Source organism: Kitasatospora sp. NPDC096140, from assembly GCF_040303045.1.
Classification (GTDB): domain Bacteria; phylum Actinomycetota; class Actinomycetes; order Streptomycetales; family Streptomycetaceae; genus Kitasatospora.
The window spans coordinates 50926-77432 of the sequence record NZ_JBEOUW010000044.1 but is presented as its reverse complement, the minus strand read 5'-3'; the positions used below and the strand labels follow the sequence as shown (position 1 = coordinate 77432).

Genomic DNA, 26507 nt, shown 5'->3' with positions numbered 1-26507 from the left:
CGTGGGGCAGGCCAGGTCGTTGGCCTGGCTCGCCAGCCGGGCCCGGATGTCGGCCGGGGTGAGCGTCGGGTCGGTGCTCGCGATCAGCGCGGCCACCCCGGTGACGTGCGGGGAGGCCATCGAAGTGCCGCTCTTGGTGCCGTACTTGCCGCCGGGCAGGGTCGAGTAGACGCCGGTCGCGCCGTCGCCGCCGGGCGCCGCGACGTCGATGACGCCCCGGCCGAAGTTGGAGTAGGAGGCCTTGCCGCTGCCGCTGCCCGTGGCAGCGACGGTCACCACACCGGGGAGTTCGGTGGGGATGTCGAGGCAGGCGTTGCTGATGGTCCGGGTGACCTTGGTGGAGTCGTTCGGGCTCTCGGTGTCGGTGGTCTTGTTCGCCAGGTCGTAGTTCGCGTTGCCGGCGGCCGCGACCTGCAGCGACCCCTTGCCCTCGGCGTACTCCTGGGCGCGCTTGACGCCCTCGATGATGGCCGCCTGGTCGAGGTCGTCCGGGCAGTTGAACTGCCACGGGTCGGTGTAGTAGCTGTTGTTGGTCACCTTGAAGCCGTGGTCGCCGGCCCAGACGAACCCGCAGACCGTGTTCTCGGCGTAGAACAGGGTGCTGGTGGGCTCGGCGATCCGGACGGAGGCGATCTTCACGCCCGGTGCGACGCCGACGACGCCCTTGCCGTTCTTCGCGGCGGCGATGGTGCCGGCGACGTGGGTGCCGTGGGTGTCGACGTCGCGCCAGGCGCCGGTGCGGGTGTCGGCCTTGCCGTACGCGCAGGAGGCCGAGTCGGCGGCGTCGAAGTTCGGCGCGAGGTCCTGGTGCTGGTCGTCCACACCGGTGTCGAGCACACCGACCTTGACGGACGGGGAGCCGGTGGTGACGTTCCAGGCCTGGTCGGCCTTGATCTGGGTCATGTCCCAGCGGTTGGACTCGGTGAGCGTGGTGGCCGACTGGGCGGGGTTGGCGGGCAGGGCCGGGTTGTAGGCGTCGGCCGGCACGTCGGAGGTGCGGGTCGCGCCGACCTGCTGGATGCCGCTGACGGTCCGCAGCGCGGCGGCGAAGCCTGCGCTGGCGGAGTGGGCGACGATGACGCCGATCGCGTCGTAACTCGCGAAGACCGTACCGCCCTTGGCGGCGACGGCGGCCTTGGCGGCGGCGATGTCGGCGGGGGCGCTGATCACCAGGTAGGCGCGGGTGCCGGCGGCCCAGCCGGCGGCGGTGGCCTGCCCGGCCGCCGGGGCGACGGGCGCCGTGACGCCGCCGGGGGCGGCGGGCGCGGTGTTCGCGGGGGCGGCGGTCGCGAGTGCGGTGGGGGTGGCGAGCGCCATGGCCGAGAGAACGGCGAGGGCGGCGGCCGGGCGGCCGAGCCGCCGGGATATCAGGGGTGACACGTGTCCTCCGATTCGACCCGTGGGTGTGAGGGGATCGCACGGGATTTGAAGGAAACATGCCAGATGGGGGAGGACTTGGGGAAGACTTTACGCCTGACGACTTTTCACGGAAACGTTACGTTTTGATGTCGTGGGGTGCAGAACTCTGGCCGGACCCCGGGCCGGACGGAAAACCCGTTGGCCGCCGGCATCCCTGCTGGAACGATCCCGGGATGACCGACCACCGTGACGCCGTCCTCCGCCTCTGGGGCCGCCAACTGTACGAGCGCCAGGGCGCACCGCCGGCGTGGGCGGAGGCGGTGCTGGGGGCCGCCGGCCGTCCACCGGCCGCCGTCGCGGCGGCGATGTCCGGCCGGCTCGACGCGCTCGCCGACGACCCGTCGGGCGACGCGCGGCTCCTGTTCCGGACGGTCGCCAAACTGGCCGCCAACCTGTGCGCCGACGGTCTCTACGACGCGGACGTCGGCACCCGGATCGGCCCCCTCGCGCTGCGGCTCGGCGAGTCCGAGCCGGGACTCGCAGGACCGCTCGGGGACGCGCTCGGCCCCCCGCCCGACGGGCCGGCGTCCCTGGTCACCGTCCTCGCCGCCGAGCTGCGCGGGGCCCGCGCGACGAGGCTGCGGGCGATCGACGCGCTGCTGGAGTGGGCCCAACTGGGCCATCCGCAGGCGCTGGCGGCTCTGTCCGAGGTCGTCGCCGACCACCGGGCCCAGGACGTCACGGTCTGGACCAAGGCACTCAACCGGATCGACCTGTTCGGTGACGAGAGCCTGGAACCCGGCCTGCTGCGCGCGCTCGCCGACACCGGGCACGGCGGGGTGCGGTGGTCGGCGCTCGCCTGTGCCGAACTCGGCTTCCACCGGGCCGTTCCGCTGGTGACGGCCCTGCTGGAGCACCCGGACCCGATGGTCCGTGAGGGCGCCTGCGAGGCGCTCGGCCTCCTCGGGGATCGAGCCGCCGTACCCGCCCTGGCGGCCCTGCTGGACGACGAGATCCACTGGGTGCGCAGCAGCGCCGCCCGGGCCCTCGGCGAGCTCGGCGGGGACCGGGCGCTCGCCGCGCTCTGGCGCGTCATGACGGAGCGCCGGAACCCGAAGGCCGGTCATCTCGCCTCGGCGGTGGCCGCCTTCGGCCCGCCGGTGGTCGACGACCTGATCGCCCTCACCGCGGACCCCGACCCGGACCTTCGGGCGCTGGTCGCCCGCGCCCTCGGGGCCACGGCCGACGACCGCGCCCTGCCGGTGCTGGAACGCCTCGCCGCCCACGACCTCGCCGGAACCAGCCTCGGCGGCCTGGTGGCCACCGCCGCCAAACAGGGACTGCGCACCGCGCACCGCATCCGCGCGCGACGCGCGGCGCCGGGGTGCTCGTCCGACGAGGAAGCCGTCTAGCCTGCGACGGCCGTCGCGTCGGCGGGCGGCCCCGAGGAGGCGATGCCGTCGAGCAGGACGGTGAGCCCGCTGTGGAAGGCCTCCCGGTGGCTCTCCTCCGGTGGGCCGCCGGCGGTGCTCTGCAGGGCGGTGAGCAGCGGGAAGCGCTCGGCGAAGTCCGGTGCCAGTACGGCCAGTTGGGTGGAACGCTCGATCCACCAGTCCTCGTCGGCGACGCCGGTGGCGGCCGCGGCGGCGCGGGCGTCGGCGGTGGCGGCGGCGAGGCCGCGGACGAACTGCCAGAGGGCGGCGACGGCTCCGCGCAGCGTCCGCGGGGGCAGGCCGGCCGGTCGCAGGGCGCGCAACAGGCTCTCCATCGCGGCGAGTTCGGCCGGGCCGAGCACCGGCCGGGCCTGTGAGACCTGGAGCACCCAGGGGTGGCGCAGGTAGCAGTCGTACAGGTCCCCGGCCCAGGCGGTGACGGCCTCCCGCCAGTCGCCCGTGGGCGGCGGACCGGCCGGGAGTTCGGCGAGCGCCCGGTCGTGCATCAGGTCGAGCAGTTCGGCCTTTCCCGGGACGTACGTGTAGAGCGCCATCGCGGTGCGGCCGAGTCGTTCGCCCACGGCGCGCATCGACAGCGCGGCCATGCCCTCGGCGTCGGCCGCCGCGATTCCGGCGGACACGATCGCGTCCACACTCAGGCCCGGTTTGGGGCCGCTGCGCCCGGTGCGCGTTTCCGCGGGCGCTCCCCACAGCAGGGCGAGCGACCGGTGGGCGTCGCCCTGCCCGGCGTAGACGGTCATCCGACATCTCCTTATGGCGTAAAGTATCGCTCCCGTGCCAACTCTTTATGCCGTAAGGTTACCAATCGAAGGGGTTTCCCGATGACACTGCCCGTCACGTTCGTCGAGGTCGTCGAGGTCCGCCGGACCACGCCGCGCACCGCCCGGATCACCTTCGCCGCCGAGGAACTCGCCGACACCGTCGGCACCGCCCCGGACCAGCAGCTCAAGCTCTGCTTCCCGCGCCCGGGGCAGACCGAGCCCGTGCTGCCCGCGCGGCAGGACGACCCGATGGGCTGGTACCGGGCCTACCTGGCGATCCCCGAGGCCGAGCGCCCCCTGATGCGCAGCTTCACCCTGCGCCGCCGCCGGCCAGGCACCCGGCTGGTCGAGATCGACTTCGTGCTGCACGGCGACACCGGCCCGGCCGCCGCCTGGGCGCTGCGGGCCGAGCCGGGGGCGCGGCTCGGGATGGTCGGCCCCTCGGCGGAGTACGCCCCGCCGGTCCCGTACGCCGAGGCCGCCGCGGCGGCCGACTGGGTGCTGCTGGCCGGGGACGAGACGGCGCTGCCGGCGCTCGCGACGCTGGTCGAGGCGCTGCCGGCCAGGGTTCGGGCGCTCGCGTACGTCGAGGTCGCGGACGCGGCCGAGCAGCAGCCGCTGGAGAGCCGCGCCGACCTCGCCGTGCACTGGCTGCACCGGGGCGCCGCCGCCCCGGGCGCGGTGCTGGCCGCGGCGGTCCGGGCGGCCGAACTGCCGGGCGGCACGCCGTTCGCCTGGCTGGCGGGGGAGGCCGGGGCGGTGCGGGCGCTGCGCCGGCACCTGGTCGAGGAGCGCGGCGTGCCCAAGGCCTCGGTCGACTTCACCGGGTACTGGCGCCACCGGCTGACCCAGGACGACGCGCCCACCGCCGAGGACCTGGCGGACGCTCAGGAGCGGCTGGCCGGGTACTGATCCGGAGCGGGGGCAGGCCGGGCGGCGCGGCGGCTCCCCGGTCCGTCCCCGGAGGCCGCCGTGGTCGGCCCGGTTTCGGCCGGGGCGGAGCGGGAAGGGAACGTCGTGGTGTCGACAAATGGTCAACCCGGTGGCGGGGTTTCGCCAGTGTCCGGAGTTCGCCACGGGAATCCCCGGCGCAGCGGCATCCCGTTCCGCACAGGGCCGATCGGCTGAAAGATGCGGATTCGGCCCGATTTCCGCCACGAATTTTACTGAGTGATGGTCAACTTTACTTTCTGATGGGTATTTACCCCCTTGTCGTGATCGCGCTCAGCTGAGTTGGATTGCGTCAGCCATTCATCAGACGAAAGGATGTCCATGATCGGCTGGCGGAAAGCCCAGCTAACAGCTGCCGTCACGGTCACCGCCGCGTCCATGGTCCTGAGCCTCGGGACCATCGCCGACGCAGCGCCGAACCCGGATCCGCAGAACGCCCAGGCGGCGTCCGCGGACGGGGCCCCGGCACCGGTGATCGTGATCCTGAAGGACCAGATCGCGGACGCCCCGGCCGACCACGGCCACCTCGGCGCCCGTCAGCAGAAGGCCGCCTCCGCGCAGGCGCCGCTGCTGAACAAGGTCAAGGCGGGCGGCGGCACCGACATCAAGACCTTCGTGGTCGGCAACGCCTTCTCGGCGACCGTCAGCCCCGCTCTGCGCGCCCAGCTGCAGGCCGACCCGGCCGTCGCCGCCGTGGTGGCCGACGCCCAGGTCCAGGTCGCCCCGGCGTCCGCCGGCAAGGCGAAGCAGGCCAAGGACGCCGCCGACTCCGCGAACGCCGCCGGCGCGAAGGCGCCCAAGGCCGCCGCCGCTCCGCAGGCCGTCTCGGGCAGCAACGGCCAGGGCGCGGAGGAGAACGCGACCAACACGGCGTGCCCCTCCGACCCGAGCAAGCCCCTGCTGGAGCCCGAGGGCCTGTACTCGGTCCGGGCCTACACCGGCAACGGCAAGCCCGGCGTGGAGAACCTGGCCACCGGCAAGGGCGTCAAGGTCGCCTACATCGCGGACGGCCTCGACCCGAACAACCCGGACTTCATCCGGGCCGACGGCTCGCACGCCGTCGTCGACTACAAGGACTTCGCGGGCGACGGCTGGGACGCGCCGACCGGTGCCGCCGAGGCCTTCGGCGACGCCTCGGCGGTCATCGCCCAGGGCCGCCAGGTCTACGACGTCTCGCAGTTCGTCAACCCCTCGCACCCGCTGCCGGCGGGCTGCAACATCCGCATCCGCGGCCTCGCCCCGGACGCCGACCTGGTCGCCCTGAAGGCCGGCGGCGAGCTGATGTCCAACTCGTCGATCCTGCAGTCGATCGACTACGCGGTGCGGGTCGCCCACGTCGACGTGCTGAACGAGTCCTTCGGCGGCAACGTCACCCCGGACAGCGGCGCGCACGACACCATCTCGCTCTTCAACGAGCAGGCCGTCAAGGCCGGTGTGACCGTCGCCGTCTCCTCCGGTGACGCCGGCATCAGCGGCACCGTCGGCACGCCGTCGACCGACCCGTCCGTGATCTCGGTCGGCGCCTCCACCGACAACCAGAACTACCAGCAGACCGGCTACGCGGCCGCCCAGTTCTCCAACAAGACCTGGAGCAACAGCCGCATCTCCGCGCTCTCCTCGGGCGGCTTCACCCAGGCCGGCCGCACCGTCGACCTGGTCGCCCCGGGCGAGTCGGACTGGGCGCTGTGCACCCCGGACACCGCCAAGTACGAGGACTGCACGGGCTTCAACGGCAAGCCCTCGCCGATCCAGCCCTTCGGCGGCACCAGCCAGGCCGCCCCGTTCGTCACCGGCGCCGCGGCCCTGGTCATCCAGGCCTACCGCGACACCCACGGCGGCGACTCGCCGGCCCCGGCGCTGGTGAAGAAGTTCCTCACCGGCACCGCCACCGACCTCGGCGTCCCGGCCGAGGAGCAGGGCGCCGGCCTGCTGAACGTCCGCGCCGCCGTCGAGGCCGCCCGCGGCTACGACGACGGGGACGGCACCGACGGCGCCAACACCGTCGTGGTCAACACCGGCCAGGTCGACATCGCCGGCACCCCCGGCTCGGCCCACACCGCCGACGTGTCCGTCACCAACACCAGTGACGAGCCCCAGACGGTGAGCGCCGCGACCCGCAGCTTCGCCCCGCAGGCGAGCAACCAGCAGACCGTCCAGCTGGACTCGGCCTCGACGGACACCTTCAAGTACGCCACCAACGGTGCGGACTGGGTGCAGAAGCAGGTCAAGTTCACCGTCCCGGCCGGTGCCGACCGCCTCGCGGCGTCGATCGCCTGGCACGGCGCGCCCAACCCGGTCACCAACGGCCCGGTGGTCCGCATGACGCTGCTCGACCCGTCGGGCCGCTTCGAGACCAACACCCGTCCGCAGGGCGGCGCCACCCCGGCGAACTTCGGCCTGGTGGACGTCCCGCACCCGGTCGCCGGCGAGTGGACCGCGATCCTCTACACCCCGGCGGGCAAGGCCGGCTTCACCGGCCCGGTCCAGTTCGGCACCGCCACCCAGCGGGCCGTCCCGGCCGGCGCGGTGAGCCCGAGCACCGCCGAGCTGAAGCCCGGTCAGACCAAGACCCTCAAGGTCCAGCTGACCACCCCGGCGACCAGCGGTGACTCCAGCGAGGCGATCACCGTCTCCAGCTCCAACGGCAACACCACCAGCGTGCCGGTCACGCTGCGCAGCCTCGTCCCGGTCAACCAGGGCAAGGGCACCTTCACCGGCACCATCACCGGTGGCAACGGCCGCAGCGCCTCGCCGACGCAGGGCTTCACCTACGGCTTCGACGTCCCGAAGGGCCAGAAGGACCTGCGGGTCGGCGTCACCGTCGGCAAGGACTCCAACCTGCTCATGCAGGGCGCGCTGATCAGCCCGAACGGCACCCCGATCGACATCGAGGGCAACGGCCTGTTCGACGCCCAGGGCAACCTGACCGGCACCGCGGCCGGCGTCTCGGCCACCACCGTCAACCCGGCCGCCGGCCGCTGGCGGTTCGTCCTGAACGTGCTCGGCCCGGTCAGCGGCCAGCAGCTCGCCCAGGACTTCGCCGGCACCGTCGCGTTCAACCAGGACCAGGCCACCGCGGCCGGTCTGCCGAACGACGCGCACACCAAGCTGGCGGCCGGCAAGCCGGTCACCGTCCAGGTGAACTACACCAACAACACCGTCGCCACCCAGAAGATCGCGGCCGACGGTCGCCTGGACCGCCGGGTGGACGTGCCGCTGGTGCCGCAGGGCGCCTCGGCGAACGTCAACCTGCCGCTGAGCCTCAGCTCCACGGTGCCGTCCTTCCTGGTGCCGCCGGGCACCGACCAGCTCAAGGCCGTGGCGGCGTCCTCGACGCCGGCGCAGATCGAGCTGAGCGCCACCACCGGCTCGCCGGACCTGTTCGGCGACCTGAAGAAGGCCCAGAACGGCTCCACCATCTCGGTCGTGACCGACAACGGCACCGCCGAGCAGCCGGTCGTCCCGGGCAACTGGAGCACCTTCGTCCAGCAGATCGGCCCGTTCGGCACCGGCGGCGCGCCGACCGGCACGTCCACCATCACGGCCACCGCGCACACCCAGGCCTTCGACCCGGCGCTGGCCTCCAGCACCGGTGACCCGTACGCCGCCTCGGTGAACGCCTCGGCCCGGGCCGCCACTCCGGTGACCGTCGCCCCCGGCGCCACCGGCTCGCTGCAGGTGACGCTGACCCCGACCGGCCCGAAGGGCAGCACGGTCAAGGGCGTGCTGTACCTGGTGTCCGGCCCGACCGGGGTGGCCACCACCAACAACGTCCTGAACACCACCGGTGCGGTGCTCGCGGCGATTCCGTACAGCTACACGGTGAACTGACGCTCCGTCACTGAACCGAAGGCCGAGGCCGTCCCGGATTCCCGGGGCGGCCTCGGCTGCTTCCCGCCGGAGGGCGGACGCGGGGTTCCGGGGCCGGGCGGCTGGGCAGGTTCGGGAACGGACGGACGTTCTTGAGGAATGGGGAACCACGTGTCGTACGAGGCCGTCAAGCACAGCGACGTCGAGGTGAACGGGGTACGGCTGCACCTGGCCGAGCAGGGGGAGGGGCCGCTGGTCCTGCTGCTGCACGGCTTCCCGGAGAGCTGGTACTCCTGGCGCCACCAGTTCGGGCCGCTCGCCGAGGCCGGCTACCGGGTGGTGGCGCCCGACCAGCGCGGCTACGCCCGCAGCGAGCAGCCCGCGAGCGTGGACGCCTACACCCTGCTGCACCTGGTCGGCGACGTGACGGCGCTGATCGGCGCGCTCGGGGAGGAACGGGCGGTGGTGGTCGGGCACGACTGGGGCGCCCCCGTCGCCTGGGCCACCGCGGCCCTGCGGCCCGACCTGGTGCGCGGCGTCGCCGGGCTGAGCGTGCCGCCGCTGCCGTCCGGGCCGACACCGCTGGCGCTGTCCCGGGAGCGGTTCGGCGAGGGCTTCTACCAGATCTACTTCCAGGAGCCTGGCCGCGCCGACGCCGAGCTGGCGGCCGACCCCAAGTCCTCCTTCCGCCGCATCCTCGGCGGGATCTCCCGCGACGGGGAACCGAGGGCGTGGGTCGTCCCCGAGGGCATGAAGCTGCTGGACACCGTCCCGGAACCGGCGCGGCTGCCGGGCTGGCTCACCGAGGCGGACATCGACGCCTTCGCGGCCGACTACGCCCGGCACGGCGAGCGCGCCTTCACCGGGGGACTCAACTGGTACCGCAACATCGACCGGAACAACGAGCTGATGGCGGCGTTCACCGGCCGCCGGATCGAGGCGCCCGCCCTGTACGTGACCGGTGAGCAGGACCTGGTCAACGCGATGGTCCCGCGCGAGGTGATGGCGTACCTGCTCCAGCAGGTGACGCCGCGGCTGCACCGGCACCTCCGGCTCCCGGACACCGGGCACTGGACGCAGCAGGAGCGCCCGGCCGAGGTCAACGAGGCGCTGCTGGACTTCCTCGGCTCGCTGGACTGACGGCCCGCTCCCGGGCGGCCGCAGGCCGGCCGCCCGGGCCGGGTCGGTGCCCCGGGCCCGGTCGGTCCGCCGGGCACGGACGCGGTTTTCAGGCATGGGCGGACCGCGGTCACGCCCCGGTGCGCGGCGCGGGCGGCGGAAGCTCGGTGAGCGGATCCTCGGCGAGATGGACGGGGTGCGCGAGCGCGTTCTCGTAGGCGGCCCGGGGGAAGACGAACGGCCCGATGGCGAGGTCGCCCCAGGCGGGGCGGTGGGGCTGACGGAAGCCGGACCACGCGACGGTGCCGCCGTCGGCGGTGATGCGGGTCAGCAGCGGCCAGCACTCCCAGATGCCGCACGGACAGCCCAGGACGGCGGTCGCCCCCGTCCGCCGGTCCCGGGCCTCCGGGAGGGCGGCGCCGAGGAAGTGGCGCACCGGGTCGCCCAGGTGCCGCTCCGTCATCCCGGCGTACTGGTGGAACAGGAAGTCCTCGGTGTCCTCCGGCGTCCGCTCGTCGTGGCTGTCCTCCCGCCGCCACCAGGGGCGGACGGCGTCCGCGGCGAGGACGCGCAGGTCTGTCCCGTCGACGCGCAGGCCCCACGACCTCGCGGAGGTGTACGTGAAGAACTCGATGTCGTGCACGGGGCCATGATGGCGGTCCGGCCCGGAGGGCCGGGAGCCGGGGGCGCGGCTCAGACCGGCAGGAGGCGGGCGATGAGCTCGCCGAGGCGACGGGCGTTGCGGCACGGGTGCATGTCGACGACGTCCGCGTAGGCGTGGGCGGCGGAGTCGCCGGTGGACCACAGGGAGGCCGGCTCGGGGTTGAGCCAGATGACCCGCCGCGCCCGGCCGGCGATCCGGCGCAGGGCGTCGAGGTTGGGGTCGCGGTGGTTGGTGCGGGCGTCGCCGAGCACCAGGACGCAGGTGCGCGGGCCGACGGCGTCGAGGTGGTGGTCGGCGAAGCCGCCGAGGGCGGAGCCGTAGTCGCTGTTGCCGTGGTAGCCGGTGACCTGGGCCTGGCCGAGGATCCGGGCGGCCAGCCGGGCCGGGTCGTCGCCGTTCCGGAGCAGGTCGGTGACCTCGGCGGTGCGGTTGACGAAGGCGAACACCCGGACCTTGCTGAACTGTTCGCTCATCGCCTGCACCAGCAGCATGGTGAAGTCGGCGAAGCCCGCCACCGAGCCGGAGACGTCGCACAGCAGCACCAGCTCCGGCCGGGCCGGGCGGCGCAGCCGGTGGGCCGGGCGCAGCGGCACGCCGCCGGTGCCGAGGGAGCGGCGCAGGGTGCGGCGCAGGTCGATGTGGCCGCGGGCGGCGCGGCGGCGCCGGGCGGCCAGGCGGGTGGCGAGCTTGCGGGCCAACGGGTGGACGGTGCGGCGCAGTTCGGCGAGCTGGTCGCGGCCGGCGTAGAGGAAGTCGATCCGGTCGGCGGTCGGGGCGACGGCGCGCTCGGCGATCCGCTCGGGGCCGCGCAGCTCGGCGACCCGCCGGCGGGCCTCGCCGGCGACCAGGGCACGGAAGTCGCGGATCCGGCGGCGGACCTCGTCGGCGAGGACGAGGTCGGAGAGGTCCGCCGTGCCCGGCCCGCTGCGCAGGGCGGCGAGGATCCGGGCGAGCAGGGTGTCCGGGTTGATCCGGCCGAGCGCCTGCTGGGCGGACCAGCCGTCGGAGCCGGGCGCGCCGCCGGCGCCGTACCGGCCGAAGGCCTCCACGACCTCGCCGGCGAGCCGGGCCTGGGCGGCTCGGTCGTCGGCGGCGAGGGCGGCGGCGAGACGTTCGCGCAGGTCGTCGCGGCGCGGGTCGGGGCGGCCGAAGCGCGGCGGCTCGGGGTCGTCGGGCACCGGCGGCGGGTCGGTGCGGAAGGCTTCGGGCGTGCCGACGCCGAGGGGGAAGAAGAGGTCGAAGGTGGCGTCGAAGACGGTCCGCTGGCCGTCGGATCGCAGCAGGGCGGCGGCCAGACCGGCCCGCATCTGCTCACGGTCGGCGAAGCCGAGGACGTCGAGGACGGCGGCGGCGTCGACGGTCTCGGCGGGGCCGATCCGCAGTCCGTGGCCGCGCAGGGCGCGGACCAGGCCGGTGAGGCGGGCGGCGGTGTCGGCGGGGCCCGCTGCTCCGGTCGCGGCCGTCGGCGTCGTGCCTGCTGTTGTGGCACCTGGTGCCGTCGTGCCTGCTTCGGCGGGCTGCGGTCCGCCGGTCATGCCGGGGTGAGCTTCCGGGTGGCCTTCCGGATGTCGTCCTGGTGCTTGAGGATCACCCCGAGGGTGTCGCGGACGGCAGCCTCGTCGAGGGTGTCCGCGCCGAGGGCGAGCAGGGTGCGGGCCCAGTCGATGGTCTCGGCGACGGACGGCGCCTTGCGCAGCTCCATCGCGCGCAGCGCGCCGACGATCCGGACCAGCGATTCGGCCAGCGTGTCGTCCAGTCCGGGCACCTTGAGGCGGACGATCCGGCGCTCCAGCTCGGCGTCCGGGTAGTCGAGGTGGAGGAAGAGGCAGCGGCGGCGCAGGGCCTCGGAGAGCTCGCGGGTGGCGTTGGAGGTGAGCAGGACGAAGGGGCGGCGGCTCGCGGTGATGGTGCCGAGCTCGGGGACGGTGACCTGGAAGTCGCTGAGCACCTCCAGCAGCAGCGCCTCGACCTCCACGTCGGCCTTGTCCATCTCGTCGATCAGCAGCACCGTCGGCTCCTCGCCGCGGATCGCGGTGAGCAGCGGGCGGGTGAGCAGGAACTCCTCGCCGAAGATGTCGCCGCGGGCCTCGTCCCAGCTCTCGTCGCGGCCGGCGGTGATCCGCAGCAGCTGCTTGGCGTGGTTCCACTCGTAGAGCGCGCGGGCCTCGTCGATGCCCTCGTAGCACTGGAGCCGGACCAGCCTGGCCCGGCCGATCGCGGCGACGGCCTTGGCGAGTTCGGTCTTGCCGACCCCGGCGGGGCCCTCGACGAGCAGCGGCTTGCCGAGCCGGTCGGCGAGGAAGACGGTGGTGGCGACGGCGGTGGAGGCGAGGTAGCCGGTGGCGGCGAGCTGTTCGGCGGCGTCCGCGACCGAGGTGAAGAAGCCCGTGCCGTCGCCGTTCCCGCTGCTGCCGCTGGTCATCCGCCTGCCCCGTTCCGGTTCGCCGTCTCCGTGCGGCGCCACCCTACCGGCCGGTCACTTCCTTGTCGCGGGGGTCGGGGCCGTGTGGCGGGCGCCTCCGGGCGTGGCGGAGCGGCGTACGGCCTGCCGGGGCCGTACGCCGCGGGTCGAACCGGTGGGCCCGCTGCGTCAGTTGACGAAGATGACCGGGCTGCCGGCGACGGAGGTGTCGGTGACCGGGCCGTAGGTGGCGCTGAAGTAGCCCGTCGAGAAGCACAGGCCGGGGCCGGAGACCAGGGTGAACGGCTGGGCGGAGAATCCGATGGTGTTGCCGGTGTTCGAGGTGGTGCCGTTGATCCCGGTGGCGTTCTGGTAGTTGCAGCTGATGCTGCCCAGGATGGTGCTGAGCACCACGGTGGTGCCCATCGGGCCGGCTGCGCCGGGGGTGAGCTTGACCGGGTTGCCGGGGGCGTCGCTGACCGTGTTGGTGAACGGCAGGTTGGTGACGGTGATGCTCCTGACGCCCGTGACGCCGAGGACGTTGGAGGTGCAGGAGCCGAAGGTCTGGGTGTTGAGCTGCTCGACGGCGCTGCCCGGGGCGGCCGGGTTGGAGGTGACGGTCGCCGAGAAGGAGGAGGCGGCGCACTTGATGCCGCTCGTCCCGGTGGCGCTGTTGTAGAAGGTGGCGAAGCCGCCGGAGACCAGGTTGGCACTCAGGACGTCGCCGACGGCGACGGCCGGGCCGGCCGGGCTTCCGGTGGTGAGTACGGCGGTGGCGGCCTCGGCGGGTGCCACGGCCGCGCCGGTGAGGGCGAGTGCGGCGAGGGCGGCGGTGGCGAGGGTGCGGCGGATGCGCATGAGGGTACCTCTCTCCGTCCCGGGGACGGGTGGGGGGAATCCCGGCGTGCGGGTGTGGTGGTGTGCACGACGGGGGAGGTGCATGGCGTACCGGGGGCTCCGGCGGGGCCGCGGTGCGGGCGGGCCCGGCGCCACGGGCCCGCTCGTGCGGTACGGAGGTGTGTTCGGACGGCGGTGCACGACACAGCGGCGCTGAGGAGCGGCCCTGCGACGCGGCTCGGCGAAGTGGTCCTGCGAGGTGGCCCTGCGAAGTGGCTCTGCGCATCCGCTCCGCGAAGCGCCACTGCGGAGCGTCATGTCGGAGCGGCACTGGGCGAAGGCGCTGCGCAGTGGTACTGCGCCGAGTCGTTGCGGACGTGCGGTGCTGTGGGGGTGCACGTCGGCGGCTGCCACCGCCGCGGGCCTGCGCCCGCCGTGGTCCCGTGGTCCGGGAGGTTCGCCCGGATCCTGGGAGCCCCTGGAGGTCGGCCGGTGGGGGCCTGCTCGCCCACCGGTTGGAAACCTGTCAGTGTTGTAAACCCGCTGTTGCGTCAATGTCAATACAGGACACAGGAGTTGGTGATGGATCGGAACTACCTCCGGAGTGCCGACGTGGTCCTGCTGCCCGGTGCGCGGACCGGCCGCGACCCCGCCCGGTCGATCAAGCCGGGCCCGCGCCGGCAGCCCGCCGGCGTGGTCGCCGCGACCCAGCGCGAGCGGCTGCTGGACGGGCTGGTCCAGACCGTCGCCGAACGCGGCTACCAGCACGCGACGGTGAGCGACATCTGCCGCGCGGCGGGTGTGACCAGGCCGGTCTTCTACGAGCTGTTCAGCGGCAAGGAGGACGCCTTCCTGGCGGCGCACCGGTACGGCACCGGGGTGGTGCTGCGGCGGATGGCGGGGGCCTTCGCGGCCGAATCCGACTGGTGCCACGGGATCCGGCAGGCGCTCGGCGCGATGCTCCAACTGCTGGCCGGGACACCGGCGTTCGCGACGATCGCGGTGATCGAGATCGAGGCGGTCGGCGCGGAGGGGCGGCGGGAGCGCGAACAACTCCTCACCAGGTTCCGGGCGTTCTTCGCCGAGGTCCCCCAACTGCCGGGCGGGGTAAGGGTGGACGAGATGGTGGACGCGGTGGTTGGCGGCGTCTACAGCGCGCTCTACCGCGGGATCGCCTCCGGCCGGACCGATCGACTGCCCGAACTGTTGCCGGTGTTGAGCATGTTCTGCCTGGCGCCGTTCCTCGGCCCGGCGGAGGCGGCCGTCCGGCTGGGCCCGGCGGAGGAGGCCGAGGCCATCCGGCTGGGCCCGGCGGAGGCGGCCGCACGGCCCGGGGCGGCGGAGGCGCCGGTACGAACGGTCCCGGCGGAGACGGCCGAACGGCTCGGGGCCGGGATTGGTGAAGATCCTTCGTGCACCCGTATTGACCCGGCCAATACCGGGCAGTAGCTTCCCAGTTACTTACCGCGCTCCGAACCGGACCCGCCCCGCTGCCGAGGGGCGGGTGGCCCGGTCGGGCCGCGCAACGCTGTCCGCGCCAGGACAACGTGCCAGTGCCTGCACACCCAATCCACCCAGAGGGAGCACACATGGCCATGTCCGAGGACGCCGCCGCCGCGGCCGAGACCCCCCAGCCGGCCGGGCCGAGAAGAGGCCGGGTCCGGCTCAAGCGCACCGCTCTGATGGCCGTGCCGGCCATCGCGGCCGGGGGCGTCCTGATGGCGCTCACTGCCCAGGGCGTGCTCGCCGCCCAATTCTCCATCTCCGGAATGCCGTTCACCATCACCGCCGACAAGCTCGACGGACAGGGCTTCGCCCAGTTCGGCTCGCTGGACTCGATGATCCCCGACAGCCCCAACGCGGGCTCCACCGGCGGCCAGGTCCTGGTCGCGGTGTCGGCGATCAAGACCGCGCAGATCACCAACCTGTGCCAGAGCGTCGACCTCGGCGGCGTCAACCTGGTGATCCACGCGGGCGACGGCGGCACCCCCGTCTCCGCCACCAACCTCACCACCGACTCCGATCTGCTGTCCGGCGACGCGGAGTTCACCAACATCGAGATCGGCGGCGACGCCAGCACCTTCACCAAGGCCGGCCCGGTCGGCAAGGGCAACCCGGGCGTCTTCGGCCAGCAGGCCGACACCGTCCTGCTGACCAACCTCAAGCAGCACAACTACGCGAGCACCGCCGTCGGGTTCAAACTGCCCAACCTGCGGCTGAGCTTCAGCTCCCAGGGCTGCTGAGCATGACGGAGTCCGTACCGGAGCCGGCCGGGACCGGCGAGGGCACCGCGGCGCGGGCCGAGGAGGCGGTGGCCGAGGGGACGGCCGACGCGCCCGGCACCACCGCCGCCGCTCCCGCCGCCGGGCCCCCCGCCCGCCCGGCCAAGCGCGACTGGCGGGGCAGGCGGCCGTTCTGGGGCGGGCTGCTGGTGCTGCTCGGCGGCGCCGAGATCCTGTTCACCCTGCGGGCCCCGCTGCCCGTCGTCCTGCACATCGGGATGCAGGGACTGGCCGGGTACCTGGTACCGGCGGTGATGGTGCTGTGCGGCCTGCTGATCCTGTTCAACCCGGCGCAGCGGCTGTTCTACTCCATCCTCGCCGTGCTGGCCTCGCTGGGCAGCTGGGTCACGTCCAACCTGGGCGGCTTCCTGATCGGGATGCTGCTCGGGGTGGTCGGCGCCTGCCTCACCTTCGGTTGGCTGCCCGACCAGCCGCTGCGCCGGGGCCGGCAGCGGCGGCTGGACCGCCGCGAGGAGCGGCACGCGGCCAAGACCGCCTCGGTCTGACGCGGGGGCCCCGCGCCCTGGTGACGGGAGAGCACCGGGGGCGCGGGGCACCTTCGCGCGGCGCCTTCGCGGCACTTTCGAGCGGAGGCGGCCGCGGACCGGACGGCCCCGGACCCCGGACCCCGGATCAGATGGTCGAGGCGTCGATCACGAAGCGGAACCGGACGTCGCCGGCCAGCACCCGCCGGTAGGCCTCGTTGATCTGCTCGGCCCGGATCAGCTCGATCTCGGCGGTGATGCCGTGCTCACCGCAGAAGTCCAGCATCTCCTGGGTCTCCGGCAGGCCGCCGATCATCGACCCGGCCAGCGAGCGGCGCCCGCCGAGCAGCGCGTGGGCGTTGACCGACACCGGCTTCTCCGGTGCGCCGACCTGCACCATCGTGCCGCCGGTGCGCAGCAGGCCCAGGTAGGCGCTGAGGTCGAGGTCGGCGGAGACGGTGTTGACGATCAGGTCGAAGCTGCCCGCAAGCTCGCCGAAGGTCGCCGGGTCGGAGGTGGCCCGGTAGTGGTCGGCGCCGAGCTTGAGGCCGTCCTCGCGCTTGCGCAGCGACTGGCTGAGCACGGTGACCTCCGCGCCCATCGCGTGGGCGAGCTTCACGCCCATGTGGCCGAGGCCGCCGAGGCCGACGATCGCGACCTTCTTGCCCGGGCCCGCACCCCAGTGGGCGAGCGGCGAGTACAGCGTGACGCCCGCGCACAGCAGCGGCGCCGCGGCGTCCAGCGGCAGGTTGTCGGGGATGCTCAGCGCGTACGCCTCGTCCACCACCAGCTCGGTGGAGTAGCCGCCGTAGGTCGGCAGGCCGTCCTTGCCCGTGCCGTTGTAGGTGAAGACGGCGCCGCCCTCCCCGGTGCAGTACTGCTGGAGACCGGCCCGGCAGTTGTCGCACTCGCGGCAGGAGTCGACGAAGCAGCCGACGCCGACGCGGTCGCCGACCTTCCAGCGGGTCACGCCGGGGCCGACCTCGGCGACCACGCCGGCGATCTCGTGCCCGGGGACCATCGGGAAGATGCCGGTGCCCCAGTCCTCGCCGACCTGGTGGATGTCGGAGTGGCAGATGCCGGAGAACCGGATGTCGATCACGATGTCGTGCTCGCCCACGGCCCGGCGGGTGACGGTGGTCTTCGCCAGCGGGGCGTCGGGCTGCTGCGCCGCGTAGGCGGCGACGGTGCGGGTGGTGCCGGGGGTGTTCGTGGTGGTCTTCGTCGTCTCGTTCGTCATGCCCACAGACTGCGGCGCCGCGATCGGGCCAACCAGACCCGAGGTCTTCGTACGAAGCCGGGACGTAGGCGGGCCGAACGTAGGCGGGCCGGACCTACGCGGGCCGGACGTACGCGGGCCGGACGTACGCGGGCCGTGCCTAGGTCGGCCGGGCCTACGTCTGCGGAGGGTACGCACGGCAGTGTCACCCTCGCCCGCCCCGGGGCGCCGGATCGCCCGCATACTGCAGACATGGACCAGCGCACCGAACTCAGCGAGTTCCTCCGATCCCGCCGCGCCCGGCTGCGGCCCGAGGACGTGGGGCTGCCGCACACCACCACCCGTCGCCGGGTGCCCGGGCTGCGCCGCGAGGAGCTGGCCCAGCTCGCCGGAGTGAGCACCGCCTACTACACCCGGCTCGAACAGGGCCACGGCGAGAACGTCTCGGTCGCCGTGCTGGACGCCATCGCCCGGGTCCTGCGGCTCAGCCCCGCCGAACGCGACCACCTCGGCCGGCTCACCAAGCCCGCCCGGCGCCGCTCCGGCCGGGCCGCCGCCCGGGTGCAGCGGGTGCGTCCCGCGCTGCAGCAGCTGCTGGACGCGATGGAGGGCGTGCCCGCGTACGTGCTGGGCCGCCGCCTGGACGTCATCGCCTGGAACCGGCTCGGCAGCGCGCTGCTGGGCGACTTCGCCGTGCTGCCGCCGGAGCAGCGCAACATGGCCTGGCAGGTCTTCCTCGACCCGGACGCCCGCCGCCTGTACGTGGACTGGGAGGGCAAGGCCAGCGACATCGTGGGCATGCTGCGGCTGGACGCCGGGCGCGACCCGGACGACCCCCACCTCGCCTCGCTGATCGGCGAACTCTCCGTCAAGAGCGAGGACTTCCGGCGCCTGTGGGCCACCTACGACATCCGGGACAAGGGCCACGGCACCAAGCGGCTGCACCACGCGGTGGTCGGCGCCCTCAGCCTGCAGTACGAGACCCTGCGCCCGACCGGTGACGCCGACCAGGTGCTGGTCGCCTACCACGCCGAACCGGGCTCGGCCTCGGCCGAGTCGCTGCGGCTGCTGGCGAGTTGGGCGGCGACCGAGTTCCAGGCCGGGACGGCGGCGGACGCGGCCGACTCCGCCACCGAGGCGTCCCGGTAGCGGCACCGGCCCGGTGGGGTGTGGGTTGCTGCGTGGCCGTCAGACCAACGCTTGGCAAGGGGTCGATGGTCCCGGGTCCGTCCGGGGCGATCGGCCCTTCTCGCGTTCGGCGGCCGCGCAGTTGACTGGACAGGACATGGACAACAGCAGCAGCACGCACCTTGCCAGCGGCACCGCCACCGCCGAGTACGACCGGCTGATCGCCCGTCACCACGCGATGCGCCTACGCCGTCGACTCCTCGCGCCGTCCGCCTCCTCCGGCGGCGACTTCGGCTACGCCGACCACGGGTCCGGTGACGGCGGGTACGGCGGGTACGACGGGTACGGCGGTGACGGCGGGAGCGGCGGGTACGACGGCGCCGCCGACCAGCACCTGATCCGGCGTGACCTCCACCTGGTCGCCCCGCTCTCCGAGCTGATCGACCACCTCTACGCGGTCATGTTCCGTCGCCGCCCCTACCTGCGCCCGCTCTTCCCCGACTCGATGGAGTTCCAGCAGACCCACCTGGAACGGATCTTCCACCACCTGATCGAGCACCTCCACCAGCCCGCCGAACTCGGCCACACGCTCCGCCAACTCGGACGGGACCACCGGAAGTTGGGTGTCCGCCCGGTCCACTACGAGGCCTTCGAGGAAGCCCTGTGCGCGGCGATCCGCCACCGCGCCGGCGAGTACCGGACGGAGGAGCTGGAAGCCGCCTGGGTGCGGATGCTCCGCTTCGCCGTCGGCGCGATGGTCGCCGGCGCCGACTCCGCGCTCACCGAACCCCCGTACTGGCACGCCGTGGTGACCGGCCACGAGCGCCGCCGCCCCGACCTCGCCGTGCTGCGGGTGCGCACCGGCGAACCGTACCCGTACCGCGCCGGACAGTACGGCACCGTCGAACACCCGGCGCTGGCGCACACCTGGCGGCAGTACTCGATGGGCTGCGCCCCGCGCGCCGACAACGAGTTGGAGTTCCACGTCCGCCGCACCGGCCCCGACGGGGTCAGCGCCGCCCTGGTCGAGCACACCGCCGTCGGCGACCGGCTGCGCCTCGGCCCGCCGCGCGGCAGCCTGCTGCCCGACGGCGACGCCCGCGACCTGCTGCTGGTCGCGGGAGGCACCGGCCTCGCCCCGATGAAGGCGATCGTCGAGCAGCAGGCCGCCCACCGGCCCCCCGGCCGCCGGGTCCACCTGTTCGTCGGCGCCCGGGACCGCGCCGACCTCTACGACTGGCAGGCGCTCGCCGAACTCGGCCTGCACAAGCCGTGGTTGACCCTCGCCCCGGTGACCGCCGGCCGCCTCGCCGACGCCGTCGCGACGGCGGGCGACTGGCGCGACCACCTGGCCTGCGTCAGCGGACCGGTCGGCATGGTCGACTCCGTCCGCCGCCGGCTGGTGGCCGCCGGACTGCCGCTGGGCCGGGTCCGCCACGACCAGGCGCTGCAGCGTTGAGCGCTCACCGGAAGCAGTACGAGTCCGAGGACGCGTCGCCGCCCGCGAGGTGCGTCTGGTGGACGCGCAGTCCCCGGAAGTCGGCGCCGTGCGGGAAGAACCGCTCGTCGACGCTCAGCCCGCCCGCCCCGGTGTCGGCGTCCAGCTTGACGATCCAGGGCTCGATGCCGTCCGGGTAGACCTGGTCGTCCCAGGCGCCGTAGAGGGAGTTGGTGAGGTACAGCCGCCGGCCGTCCCGGCTGATCTCCACCATCTGCGGCGCCCCGCTCAACGGCCGCCCCGGCTCGGCCGGGTGCGGCGTGCGGGCGACGACCCCGCCGAGGCGCACCGAGGAGGCGAGCCGCGGGTGGAACGGGTCCGAGACGTCGAACTGGAACAGTTCGCCGGTGCCCCAGGCCGACACGTACAGCCAGCGGTCGTCCACCGACAGGTTGATGTCGGTGACCAGCGGCGGCACCGCGCCGAACGGCTGCAGGGCGGGCGGCAGGTCCTCGGCCTTGGCGGGCTCGGCCGGGATCTCGATCACCTTGCGCGCGGTGAACGCCGGCCCGTCGCGGTACCAGAGCCAGATCGAGGAGGACAGGTCCTCGACGTTCGCCACCACCCCGGCGAACCCCCACTCGGCCTGCGGGTCGTGCGCCGGACGCAGCTCCAGCACCATCTGGTACTGGTCGCCGAGGTCGATCCGCTGCAGGTGCCGGCCCGAGTCCAGCTCCCAGAAGTGCAGCGCGTGCCCGTACTTGCGGCCCAGCAGCAGCTCCGGCACCATGCCGTCCTCGACCATCCACGGGGTGCCCCACTCACTGGTCACCCCCACGTTGGTGCCCAGGTGCCACCAGACGTCGTACGCGAAGTGCTGCGGCCCGCGCTCGGTCTCCCAGGCGCGCAGCACGTCGAAGGTGGTGTGGTCGAGGATCGCCACCCCGCCCGGCCCGTCCGCACCCCCGCCGGCGCCCAGACAGGACAGGAACACCCCGTCCGGTCCGCAGTGCAGGGTGTGCGGGCGCGAGTAGCCCGCCTTGGCCGCGAGCTCCGCGGCCTCGACGGTCTTCACCAGCCGCGGGCGCACCGGGTCCGGCCGGGTGTCCATCACGTGCAGCCGGGACGAGCGGAGGCCGGGCAGGAGCAGGAAGCGCCGCTCCGGGTTCTCGTGACAGGCGTGCGCCAGCGCACTGGAGCACGCATTCCACCCGAAGTGATGCAACTCGTCGCCCAGCGTGGGCAGTTCGGCGAAGTTCAGGACCTTGCCGTAGGACTCCGACGCGGGATCGGTGTCCACCGTGAGCAGCGCGTCCGGCCGCCGCCCCGCCCGGTCGAACCCGGCCACGTACGCGAGCTTCTCCGGCGGCGCCGCGATGGCCTCGGAAGCCGACCGGTAGAGCGACGGATCGCTGTGCCCCTGCTGCATGCAACCTCCCCAACTCGCCTTCCCTGTGCGGGAAGCGTTCCACATCCGCACCGGCGCACAGCAGGCGCACGAGGAGGGGCGGGGAGGCGCGGAGCGTGCCCCGGGCCGGTGCGCGACGGTATCCACGGGGGGCTGCCCCGCCCACCTCCCGGCAGGCTCCGAGGGGACGGCGACCCGGCGCGGTCCGGGACTCCGCCGCGCGGCCGGTGGCTACCGGCCGGTATCGTCGTGGCTCGGAACGGGTGGTCACCTGCCGCACGGAGGCAGGCGGAGCGAAGGATCGGTGCGGCGGCGATGGAGTTTCGGGAAGACATCCTGGGTGCCCCCTACGAGGCGGCGGAGCTGGAGCTGCGTCCCGACGACGAGGGCACGGTCTGCGCGACGCTGGTGCGCCGGGTCGTGTCCGGGGCGGAGCGGGCCGTGCTGTACATCCACGGGTACAACGACTACTTCTTCCAGACCAACCTGGCCGACCACTACGCAGCGCTCGGGTTCTCCTTCTACGCGCTCGACCTGCGCAAGTACGGCCGCTCGCTGCGCCCGCACCAGTCGCCGAACTTCGTCCGCAGCCTCGCCGAGTACGACGAGGAGATCGACGAGGCGGTCCGCGTCATCCGGGAGGTGGACGGGCACCGGCAGCTGCTGCTGAACGGGCACTCCACCGGTGGGCTGGTGGCGGCGCTGTGGGCGGGGCGGCGGGCCGGCCGCGGCCTGGTGGACGGGTTGTTCCTCAACTCGCCGTTCCTGTCGATGCCGGCCTCGCAGGCCGCGCGCACCTTCGGCGGGCCCGCGGTGACGGCGATCGGCCGGCTGGCGCCGACCCGCGTCCTGCCGTCGACGATGAACCCGCACTACACGCACAGCCTGCACAAGGACCACCGGGGCGAGTGGGACTTCGACCTCACGCTGAAGCCCGCCGAGGGCTTCCCGCTGTTCGCGGGCTGGCTGTCGGCGATCCACCAGGGGCACCGGCGGCTGCGCCACGGGCTCGGGATCGACGTGCCGGTGCTGCTGATGGCCTCCACCAAGTCCATCGCCACCACCAAGTGGCACAACGCCCTGCACCACGCCGACGCCGTGCTGCGCGCCGACGACATCGCCGCGCAGGGCCCCAAGCTGGGCCGGCACGTCACGATCGTGCGGATCGAGGGCGGCATGCACGACCTGGTGCTGTCCGGCGAGAAGGCCCGCACCCAGACCTTCGCCGAGCTGGACCACTGGCTGGCCGCCTACCTGGACGTGCAGCCGGTCGGGGAGCACGCGTGACCTCCGAGCACGACGAGCCGGACCAGCACCGGGATCCGGACGAGCCGGACGGGCACGACGAGCCGGACGGGCACGACGAGCCGGTGCCGGTCGGTCGGCGGACCGACCTCGGGTTCGCCAAGCTCATGCCGGACATCGACCGCGACGGCGGCTGGCTGCTGACGCTGGACGGCACCCCGCAGTCGTACGTCGACCTCGCCGACCCGACGCACCTGGAGTTCGAGTACACCCGGCGGCTCGGCCACCTCGCCGACGCGCTGGCCCCCGCCGGGCGGCCGCTGGCCGCGCTGCACCTCGGCGGCGGCGCCCTGACCCTGCCCCGCTACCTGGCCGTCACCCGGCCGGGTTCGCGGCAGCGGGTGGTGGAGGTGGACGGGCCGCTGCTGGACCTCGTCGCCGAGCACCTGCCCTGGCAGGGCCCCGGCGCGGACATCACCGCGAGCGTCGGCGACGCCCGCGCGGCGCTCGCCGACGTCCCGGCGGGCTCGCAGGACCTGGTGATCGCCGACGTCTTCCACGGCTCCCGCACCCCCGCGCACCTCACCTCGGTGGAGTTCCTGGGCCTCGCCGCGGCCGCGCTGCGCGAGGGCGGCTGCTACGCGGCGAACCTGGCGGACGGCCCGCCGCTGGCCTTCGCGAGGGCGCAGGCGGCGACGGTGCGGGCGGTGTTCCCGTACGTGTGCCTGGTGGCGGAGGCGTCGGTGCTGCGCGGGCGGCGGTACGGCAACGTGCTGCTGGCCGGGTCGACGGCGCCGCTGCCGGTGGCCGAGCTGGCCCGGCTGTTCGCGGGCGACATCTTCCCGGCCCGGCTGGTGGAGGGGGACGACCTCGCGGCCCTGGTGGGCCGCACCGCACCGGTGACGGACGCCGACGCCACCGACTCGCCGCCCCCGCCGGACGGTGCCTTCAGCGTGGGCTGAGCCGCGCGTCGGGCCGGGCGGGCCGGCCCGGCCGGTGTCAGAATCGGCGGGTTCAAGCCTGCCCGAGCGCGGAGCCCACGGGGGCCCACGAAGTCACGGAGTCCACGGAGCCCGTGGGGGACTCGCGCGGAGCACGCGCGGAGCACGTCGAAGGAGCGAGCGATGACTGTCGGCGCGGACCGGCCCGAGCCGGTGGAGCGGCCCGAGTTGGAGGCGGTGCCGGAGACGGCGCTGTGGACGCTGTGGCACCGGGCGCTGGAGGCGCGCCGGCCGGACACCGTGCTCCACGACCCCGAGGCCGTCGACCTGGTCGACCGGATCGACTACCCGTTCGCGGAGCGGTTCGGCACCAACGGCACCCAGGCCCAGCTCCAGGCCCTGCGCGCGGCCTGCTTCGACCGCGAGGTGGCCGACTTCCTGGCACGGGAGCCGCGCGGCACCGTGGTCTGCCTGGGGGACGGCCTGGAGACCCAGTACTGGCGGGTCGACAACGGACGGGCGCGCTGGCTGAGCGTGGACCTGCCCGACCTGGTGGCGCTGCGGGAGAAGCTGCTGCCGCCCGGCCCGCGCCAGCGCTACCTGGCCGCCGAGGCCACCGAACTGGGGTGGGCCGACGAGGTCGACCGCAGCCGTGAGGTCCTGATCACCGCCCAGGGCCTGCTGATGTACCTCCCGCCGGCCCGGGTGAAGTCCCTGATCGCGGGCTGCGCCGAGCGGTTCCCGGGCGGCTCACTCGTGCTGGACGCCGTACCGCGCTGGTTCGGCCGGCTCACCATGAACGGGAGGATGCGGTCCCACGGCTACGGGCCGCCGCCGATGCCGTGGGCGATGGACGCGGGCGAGCGGGACAAGCTCCGCACCGCCGGTCCGGCGGTGTCGGCGGTGCGGGACGTCCGGCCGACCGGCGGACGCGGGCTCGTCGGCGCCCTGCTGCCGCTCGCCCTGACCACCCCGGGCCTGTCCGCCCGCCGCCCCTCCGTCACCGTCCTGGATTTCGCCGGGCGGCCCGACCAGCCGTAGCCACGACGACCAGCCGTAGCCACTTCGCCGGGCCGAGGCCACCACGACGGGCCGTAGCCACCACGACGGGCCGAGGCCGGGCGGGCCGTGAAATTCGCGCGCTCGACGCTGCCGGCGAAAACCGGTCGAAATTCTCGATATTGCGCGGAGGTGGCGCGGGAAACCGCCCGGGGCGACATGTCGGGCCTGTCCCCGCTTTTCGTGGTTGCCGGTCCGATCCGGGGTTCGAAGCCCCTGCCCCGGAGGTGGTGGACCACCTGTCAGACGGTTCGTGTGATGCGCGAGCATTTACCCCAGCGCCGATCGGGCGTCAAGCGATTTCGCCGGACCTGCACGTTCTCCCGTCCGGTCGGTCGGAAATTGTCACAACGGGTTCCGGGACCGGGCCGAGATCCTGATCCGGTGCCCGGGACAGGAATCGGACCCTCATCCTCCGAGGTGGTCCACTTGTTTATCCGCATTCACGTGACCCGGTCGACGCCCCGGAATGCGCGTGTTTCAATTGCCCGGACGTGTCGGTGGGAGCCGACCGGGACGGGGGAGGAAAATGACCGGGGCACGGAGGGCGGAAAGCGAGGCCCACGCGGAACGTGCGGCGGCCGTCGAGCGGGAGCGCACCGCCGGGCCGACGAACCGGGCGGCCCGGCGCGATTTCCGCTGGTACTGGCTGGGCCAGACCGCGAGCGTCATGGGCCACCAGGTGGCGATCTTCCTCTTTCCCACCACCGCCATCGTCCTGTTCCACGCGTCCGACCTGGGCGTCGGCCTGCTGAACGCGGCGGGCACCGCTCCCTACCCGGTCCTGGCTCTCTTCGCCGGTGTCGTGATGGACCGTCGGCGGCGCAGGCCGGCCATGATGCTGGCGACCGTGGGGACGATGCTGGCGCTCGCCGCGATTCCCCTGGCCGCCGCCGCCGGGGCGCTGGGCATGGCGCAGCTGTGTGCGGCGGCCCTCGTCGCCGGTTCGTTCGGCGTCCTGTACGACGTCGCCAACCAGTCGCACCTGCCGACCCTGCTGCCACGGGACATGCTGCCGCGGGCGAACGCCAGGCTGGAGGTGTCCACCTCGCTCGCGATGCTCGGCGCGCCGGCCCTGGGCGGCCTGCTGGGCCAGTTCCTCTCCGGCACGACGGCGCTGGCGGTGATCGCCGCCACGTTCGTCGTACCGGTGGTGACGCTGATGAGCCTTCGGACGCCGGAGCCGCCGGCGCCGCCCCGGCAGCCGGGGGCCTCGATGTTCGCCGAGATGCGGGAGGGCGTCGTGGCGCTGTGGCGGCACCCGCTGCTGCGTCCCGCGACGGTGGCCGCCGTGGTGAGGAACCTGGGGAACGCGGCCGCCTCCACGGTGTCGCTGCTCTTCGCCTACCGCACGCTCGGGCTCCCGCCCGGGACGGTCGGGGTGCTCTTCACTCTCGTGGGCCTCGGCGGGGTGGGGGGCGCGTGGATGGCGGACCGGCTGCTGGCCCGGTTCGGTCTCGGGACCACCCTCGTCGCCGCCTGTGCCTCCGGCGCGGTGTGGGCGGCGGCCCCGCTGGCCCTGTGGCTGCCGGCGGTGCCGACGCTGGTGGTGGTCGGGGCCTCGGCTTCGGTGTGGGTGCCGGTGTGGAACGCCACGATCACCACCCTGCGGCAGTCGGTGACCAGGCCGGACCTGCTGGGCAGGGTGCACGCGACGTCCCGGACCGTCAACTTCTGCGCGATGCCGCTGGGCGCCCTGCTGGGCGGGGTGGCCGCCGATGTCCTGGGCGGCGCCGTGGGCCCGGAGGCCGGCACCGGGTGGGCGCTGGTGCTGACCGGGTTGGCGTCGGTGGCCGCGGCGGTCGTGCTGTTCCGTTCCGAGCTGCGTTCGGTGCGGGCGATCCCGGGTGCGGAGGGCGCCGCGGGCACGGTGGTGGCGGCGCGGGCCGCGGACTGAGGGAGCCCGTCGCCGCCGGTGCGGGGCGCACCGGCGGCGACGGGCCCGG

General features: G+C 73.8%; 21 protein-coding genes. 13 read left to right on the top strand and 8 right to left on the bottom strand.

Annotation, left to right across the window (positions count from 1 at the left end; genetic code table 11):
* The coding region (locus ABT048_RS33590; protein ID WP_350525366.1) for a S8 family peptidase at window positions 1–1317 on the bottom strand (1317 nt) is incomplete at its 3' end.
* A gap of 275 nt (window positions 1318–1592) precedes the next feature.
* Between ABT048_RS33590 and ABT048_RS33585 the strand changes: the two genes are divergently transcribed.
* A complete protein-coding gene (locus ABT048_RS33585) occupies window positions 1593–2771 on the top strand; it encodes a HEAT repeat domain-containing protein (protein ID WP_350525362.1) in 1179 nt (392 codons plus the stop codon).
* Here the strand turns inward: ABT048_RS33585 and ABT048_RS33580 are convergent.
* Complete coding sequence (locus ABT048_RS33580; protein ID WP_350525361.1) at window positions 2768–3553, bottom strand: TetR/AcrR family transcriptional regulator; 786 nt, start codon at window positions 3551–3553, stop codon at window positions 2768–2770. The two genes, ABT048_RS33585 and ABT048_RS33580, sit on opposite strands and share 4 nt — an antisense overlap.
* 81 nt (window positions 3554–3634) lie before the next feature.
* Between ABT048_RS33580 and ABT048_RS33575 the strand changes: the two genes are divergently transcribed.
* The 3 genes from ABT048_RS33575 to ABT048_RS33565 all read left to right on the top strand — a co-directional run bounded on the left by ABT048_RS33575 (window position 3635) and on the right by ABT048_RS33565 (window position 9475).
* Entirely contained in the window at window positions 3635–4486 is an 852-nt protein-coding gene (locus ABT048_RS33575) for a siderophore-interacting protein (RefSeq protein WP_350525360.1), read from the top strand.
* 360 nt (window positions 4487–4846) lie between these two features.
* Window positions 4847–8356 (top strand): S8 family serine peptidase, encoded by a 3510-nt coding sequence (locus tag ABT048_RS33570; protein WP_350525359.1) that lies wholly within the window; start codon window positions 4847–4849, stop codon window positions 8354–8356.
* Window positions 8357–8494: 138 nt separating this feature from the next.
* Window positions 8495–9475 carry an alpha/beta fold hydrolase gene (locus ABT048_RS33565; protein ID WP_350525358.1) on the top strand — a complete coding sequence of 327 codons (981 nt, stop codon included), beginning with the start codon at window positions 8495–8497 and terminating at the stop codon, window positions 9473–9475.
* Between the two features lie 109 nt (window positions 9476–9584).
* Here ABT048_RS33565 and ABT048_RS33560 read toward each other — a convergent pair whose 3' ends face one another.
* From ABT048_RS33560 to ABT048_RS33545, 4 genes are all read right to left on the bottom strand, one after another.
* Complete coding sequence (locus tag ABT048_RS33560; RefSeq protein WP_350525357.1) at window positions 9585–10097, bottom strand: hypothetical protein; 513 nt, start codon at window positions 10095–10097, stop codon at window positions 9585–9587.
* 50 nt (window positions 10098–10147) lie between these two features.
* Window positions 10148–11653, bottom strand: coding sequence for a vWA domain-containing protein (locus ABT048_RS33555; protein WP_350525356.1), 1506 nt, complete (start codon window positions 11651–11653; stop codon window positions 10148–10150).
* Window positions 11650–12540, bottom strand: coding sequence for an AAA family ATPase (locus tag ABT048_RS33550; protein ID WP_350525355.1), 891 nt, complete (start codon window positions 12538–12540; stop codon window positions 11650–11652). Before ABT048_RS33550 ends, ABT048_RS33555 begins: the two co-directional genes overlap by 4 nt.
* A gap of 168 nt (window positions 12541–12708) precedes the next feature.
* The gene (locus ABT048_RS33545; protein ID WP_350525354.1) at window positions 12709–13377 is read right to left on the bottom strand and encodes a Tat pathway signal sequence domain protein; all 669 of its coding nucleotides are present in this window, start codon (window positions 13375–13377) and stop codon (window positions 12709–12711) included.
* Window positions 13378–13938: 561 nt separating this feature from the next.
* Between ABT048_RS33545 and ABT048_RS33540 the strand changes: the two genes are divergently transcribed.
* From ABT048_RS33540 to ABT048_RS33530, 3 genes are all read left to right on the top strand, one after another.
* Window positions 13939–14805: a TetR/AcrR family transcriptional regulator gene (locus ABT048_RS33540; protein ID WP_350525353.1), complete on the top strand. Its 867-nt coding sequence runs from the start codon at window positions 13939–13941 to the stop codon at window positions 14803–14805.
* A 140-nt stretch (window positions 14806–14945) separates the two neighbouring features.
* A complete protein-coding gene (locus ABT048_RS33535) occupies window positions 14946–15599 on the top strand; it encodes a DUF6230 family protein (RefSeq protein ID WP_350525352.1) in 654 nt (217 codons plus the stop codon).
* Between the two features lie 2 nt (window positions 15600–15601).
* Window positions 15602–16144 carry a DUF6114 domain-containing protein gene (locus tag ABT048_RS33530; RefSeq protein WP_350525351.1) on the top strand — a complete coding sequence of 181 codons (543 nt, stop codon included), beginning with the start codon at window positions 15602–15604 and terminating at the stop codon, window positions 16142–16144.
* A 127-nt stretch (window positions 16145–16271) separates the two neighbouring features.
* Here ABT048_RS33530 and ABT048_RS33525 read toward each other — a convergent pair whose 3' ends face one another.
* Window positions 16272–17363, bottom strand: a complete 1092-nt coding sequence (locus ABT048_RS33525; RefSeq protein WP_350525350.1) for an NAD(P)-dependent alcohol dehydrogenase — start codon at window positions 17361–17363, stop codon at window positions 16272–16274.
* Window positions 17364–17594: 231 nt separating this feature from the next.
* Here ABT048_RS33525 and ABT048_RS33520 point away from each other — a divergent pair, with 231 nt between their 5' ends.
* A complete protein-coding gene (locus ABT048_RS33520) occupies window positions 17595–18491 on the top strand; it encodes a helix-turn-helix domain-containing protein (RefSeq protein WP_350525349.1) in 897 nt (298 codons plus the stop codon).
* A gap of 136 nt (window positions 18492–18627) precedes the next feature.
* Entirely contained in the window at window positions 18628–19929 is a 1302-nt protein-coding gene (locus ABT048_RS33515; protein ID WP_350525348.1) for a globin domain-containing protein, read from the top strand.
* A gap of 4 nt (window positions 19930–19933) precedes the next feature.
* Here the strand turns inward: ABT048_RS33515 and ABT048_RS33510 are convergent, their stop codons facing one another.
* Window positions 19934–21337 (bottom strand): selenium-binding protein SBP56-related protein, encoded by a 1404-nt coding sequence (locus ABT048_RS33510; RefSeq protein WP_350525347.1) that lies wholly within the window; start codon window positions 21335–21337, stop codon window positions 19934–19936.
* Window positions 21338–21631: 294 nt separating this feature from the next.
* Here ABT048_RS33510 and ABT048_RS33505 point away from each other — a divergent pair, with 294 nt between their 5' ends.
* The 4 genes from ABT048_RS33505 (at window position 21632) to ABT048_RS33490 (ending at window position 26458) form a co-directional block, all read left to right on the top strand.
* Window positions 21632–22603 carry an alpha/beta hydrolase gene (locus tag ABT048_RS33505; protein WP_350525346.1) on the top strand — a complete coding sequence of 324 codons (972 nt, stop codon included), beginning with the start codon at window positions 21632–21634 and terminating at the stop codon, window positions 22601–22603.
* Between the two features lie 125 nt (window positions 22604–22728).
* Entirely contained in the window at window positions 22729–23523 is a 795-nt protein-coding gene (locus ABT048_RS33500) for a spermidine synthase (protein WP_350525365.1), read from the top strand.
* Between the two features lie 162 nt (window positions 23524–23685).
* Window positions 23686–24543: a class I SAM-dependent methyltransferase gene (locus ABT048_RS33495; protein ID WP_350525345.1), complete on the top strand. Its 858-nt coding sequence runs from the start codon at window positions 23686–23688 to the stop codon at window positions 24541–24543.
* Window positions 24544–25090: 547 nt separating this feature from the next.
* Window positions 25091–26458 (top strand): MFS transporter, encoded by a 1368-nt coding sequence (locus tag ABT048_RS33490; RefSeq protein WP_350525344.1) that lies wholly within the window; start codon window positions 25091–25093, stop codon window positions 26456–26458.
* Window positions 26459–26507: the final 49 nt, after the last annotated feature.

Bases quoted from the DNA above. Each gene is read 5' to 3' on its own strand.
- ABT048_RS33550 (WP_350525355.1), bottom strand. From the start codon at position 12,540: ATGACCAGCGGCAGCAGCGGGAACGGCGACGGCACGGGCTTCTTCACC.
- ABT048_RS33575 (WP_350525360.1), top strand. From the start codon at position 3,635: ATGACACTGCCCGTCACGTTCGTCGAGGTCGTCGAGGTCCGCCGGACC.
- ABT048_RS33500 (WP_350525365.1), top strand. From the start codon at position 22,729: ATGCCGGACATCGACCGCGACGGCGGCTGGCTGCTGACGCTGGACGGC.
- ABT048_RS33565 (WP_350525358.1), top strand. From the start codon at position 8,495: ATGGGGAACCACGTGTCGTACGAGGCCGTCAAGCACAGCGACGTCGAG.
- ABT048_RS33515 (WP_350525348.1), top strand. From the start codon at position 18,628: ATGGACAACAGCAGCAGCACGCACCTTGCCAGCGGCACCGCCACCGCC.
- ABT048_RS33545 (WP_350525354.1), bottom strand. From the start codon at position 13,377: ATGCGCATCCGCCGCACCCTCGCCACCGCCGCCCTCGCCGCACTCGCC.
- ABT048_RS33555 (WP_350525356.1), bottom strand. From the start codon at position 11,653: ATGACCGGCGGACCGCAGCCCGCCGAAGCAGGCACGACGGCACCAGGT.
- ABT048_RS33535 (WP_350525352.1), top strand. From the start codon at position 14,946: ATGGCCATGTCCGAGGACGCCGCCGCCGCGGCCGAGACCCCCCAGCCG.
- ABT048_RS33505 (WP_350525346.1), top strand. From the start codon at position 21,632: ATGGAGTTTCGGGAAGACATCCTGGGTGCCCCCTACGAGGCGGCGGAG.
- ABT048_RS33585 (WP_350525362.1), top strand. From the start codon at position 1,593: ATGACCGACCACCGTGACGCCGTCCTCCGCCTCTGGGGCCGCCAACTG.
- ABT048_RS33490 (WP_350525344.1), top strand. From the start codon at position 25,091: ATGACCGGGGCACGGAGGGCGGAAAGCGAGGCCCACGCGGAACGTGCG.
- ABT048_RS33580 (WP_350525361.1), bottom strand. From the start codon at position 3,553: ATGACCGTCTACGCCGGGCAGGGCGACGCCCACCGGTCGCTCGCCCTG.
- ABT048_RS33495 (WP_350525345.1), top strand. From the start codon at position 23,686: ATGACTGTCGGCGCGGACCGGCCCGAGCCGGTGGAGCGGCCCGAGTTG.
- ABT048_RS33540 (WP_350525353.1), top strand. From the start codon at position 13,939: ATGGATCGGAACTACCTCCGGAGTGCCGACGTGGTCCTGCTGCCCGGT.
- ABT048_RS33570 (WP_350525359.1), top strand. From the start codon at position 4,847: ATGATCGGCTGGCGGAAAGCCCAGCTAACAGCTGCCGTCACGGTCACC.
- ABT048_RS33510 (WP_350525347.1), bottom strand. From the start codon at position 21,337: ATGCAGCAGGGGCACAGCGATCCGTCGCTCTACCGGTCGGCTTCCGAG.
- ABT048_RS33530 (WP_350525351.1), top strand. From the start codon at position 15,602: ATGACGGAGTCCGTACCGGAGCCGGCCGGGACCGGCGAGGGCACCGCG.
- ABT048_RS33525 (WP_350525350.1), bottom strand. From the start codon at position 17,363: ATGACGAACGAGACGACGAAGACCACCACGAACACCCCCGGCACCACC.
- ABT048_RS33520 (WP_350525349.1), top strand. From the start codon at position 17,595: ATGGACCAGCGCACCGAACTCAGCGAGTTCCTCCGATCCCGCCGCGCC.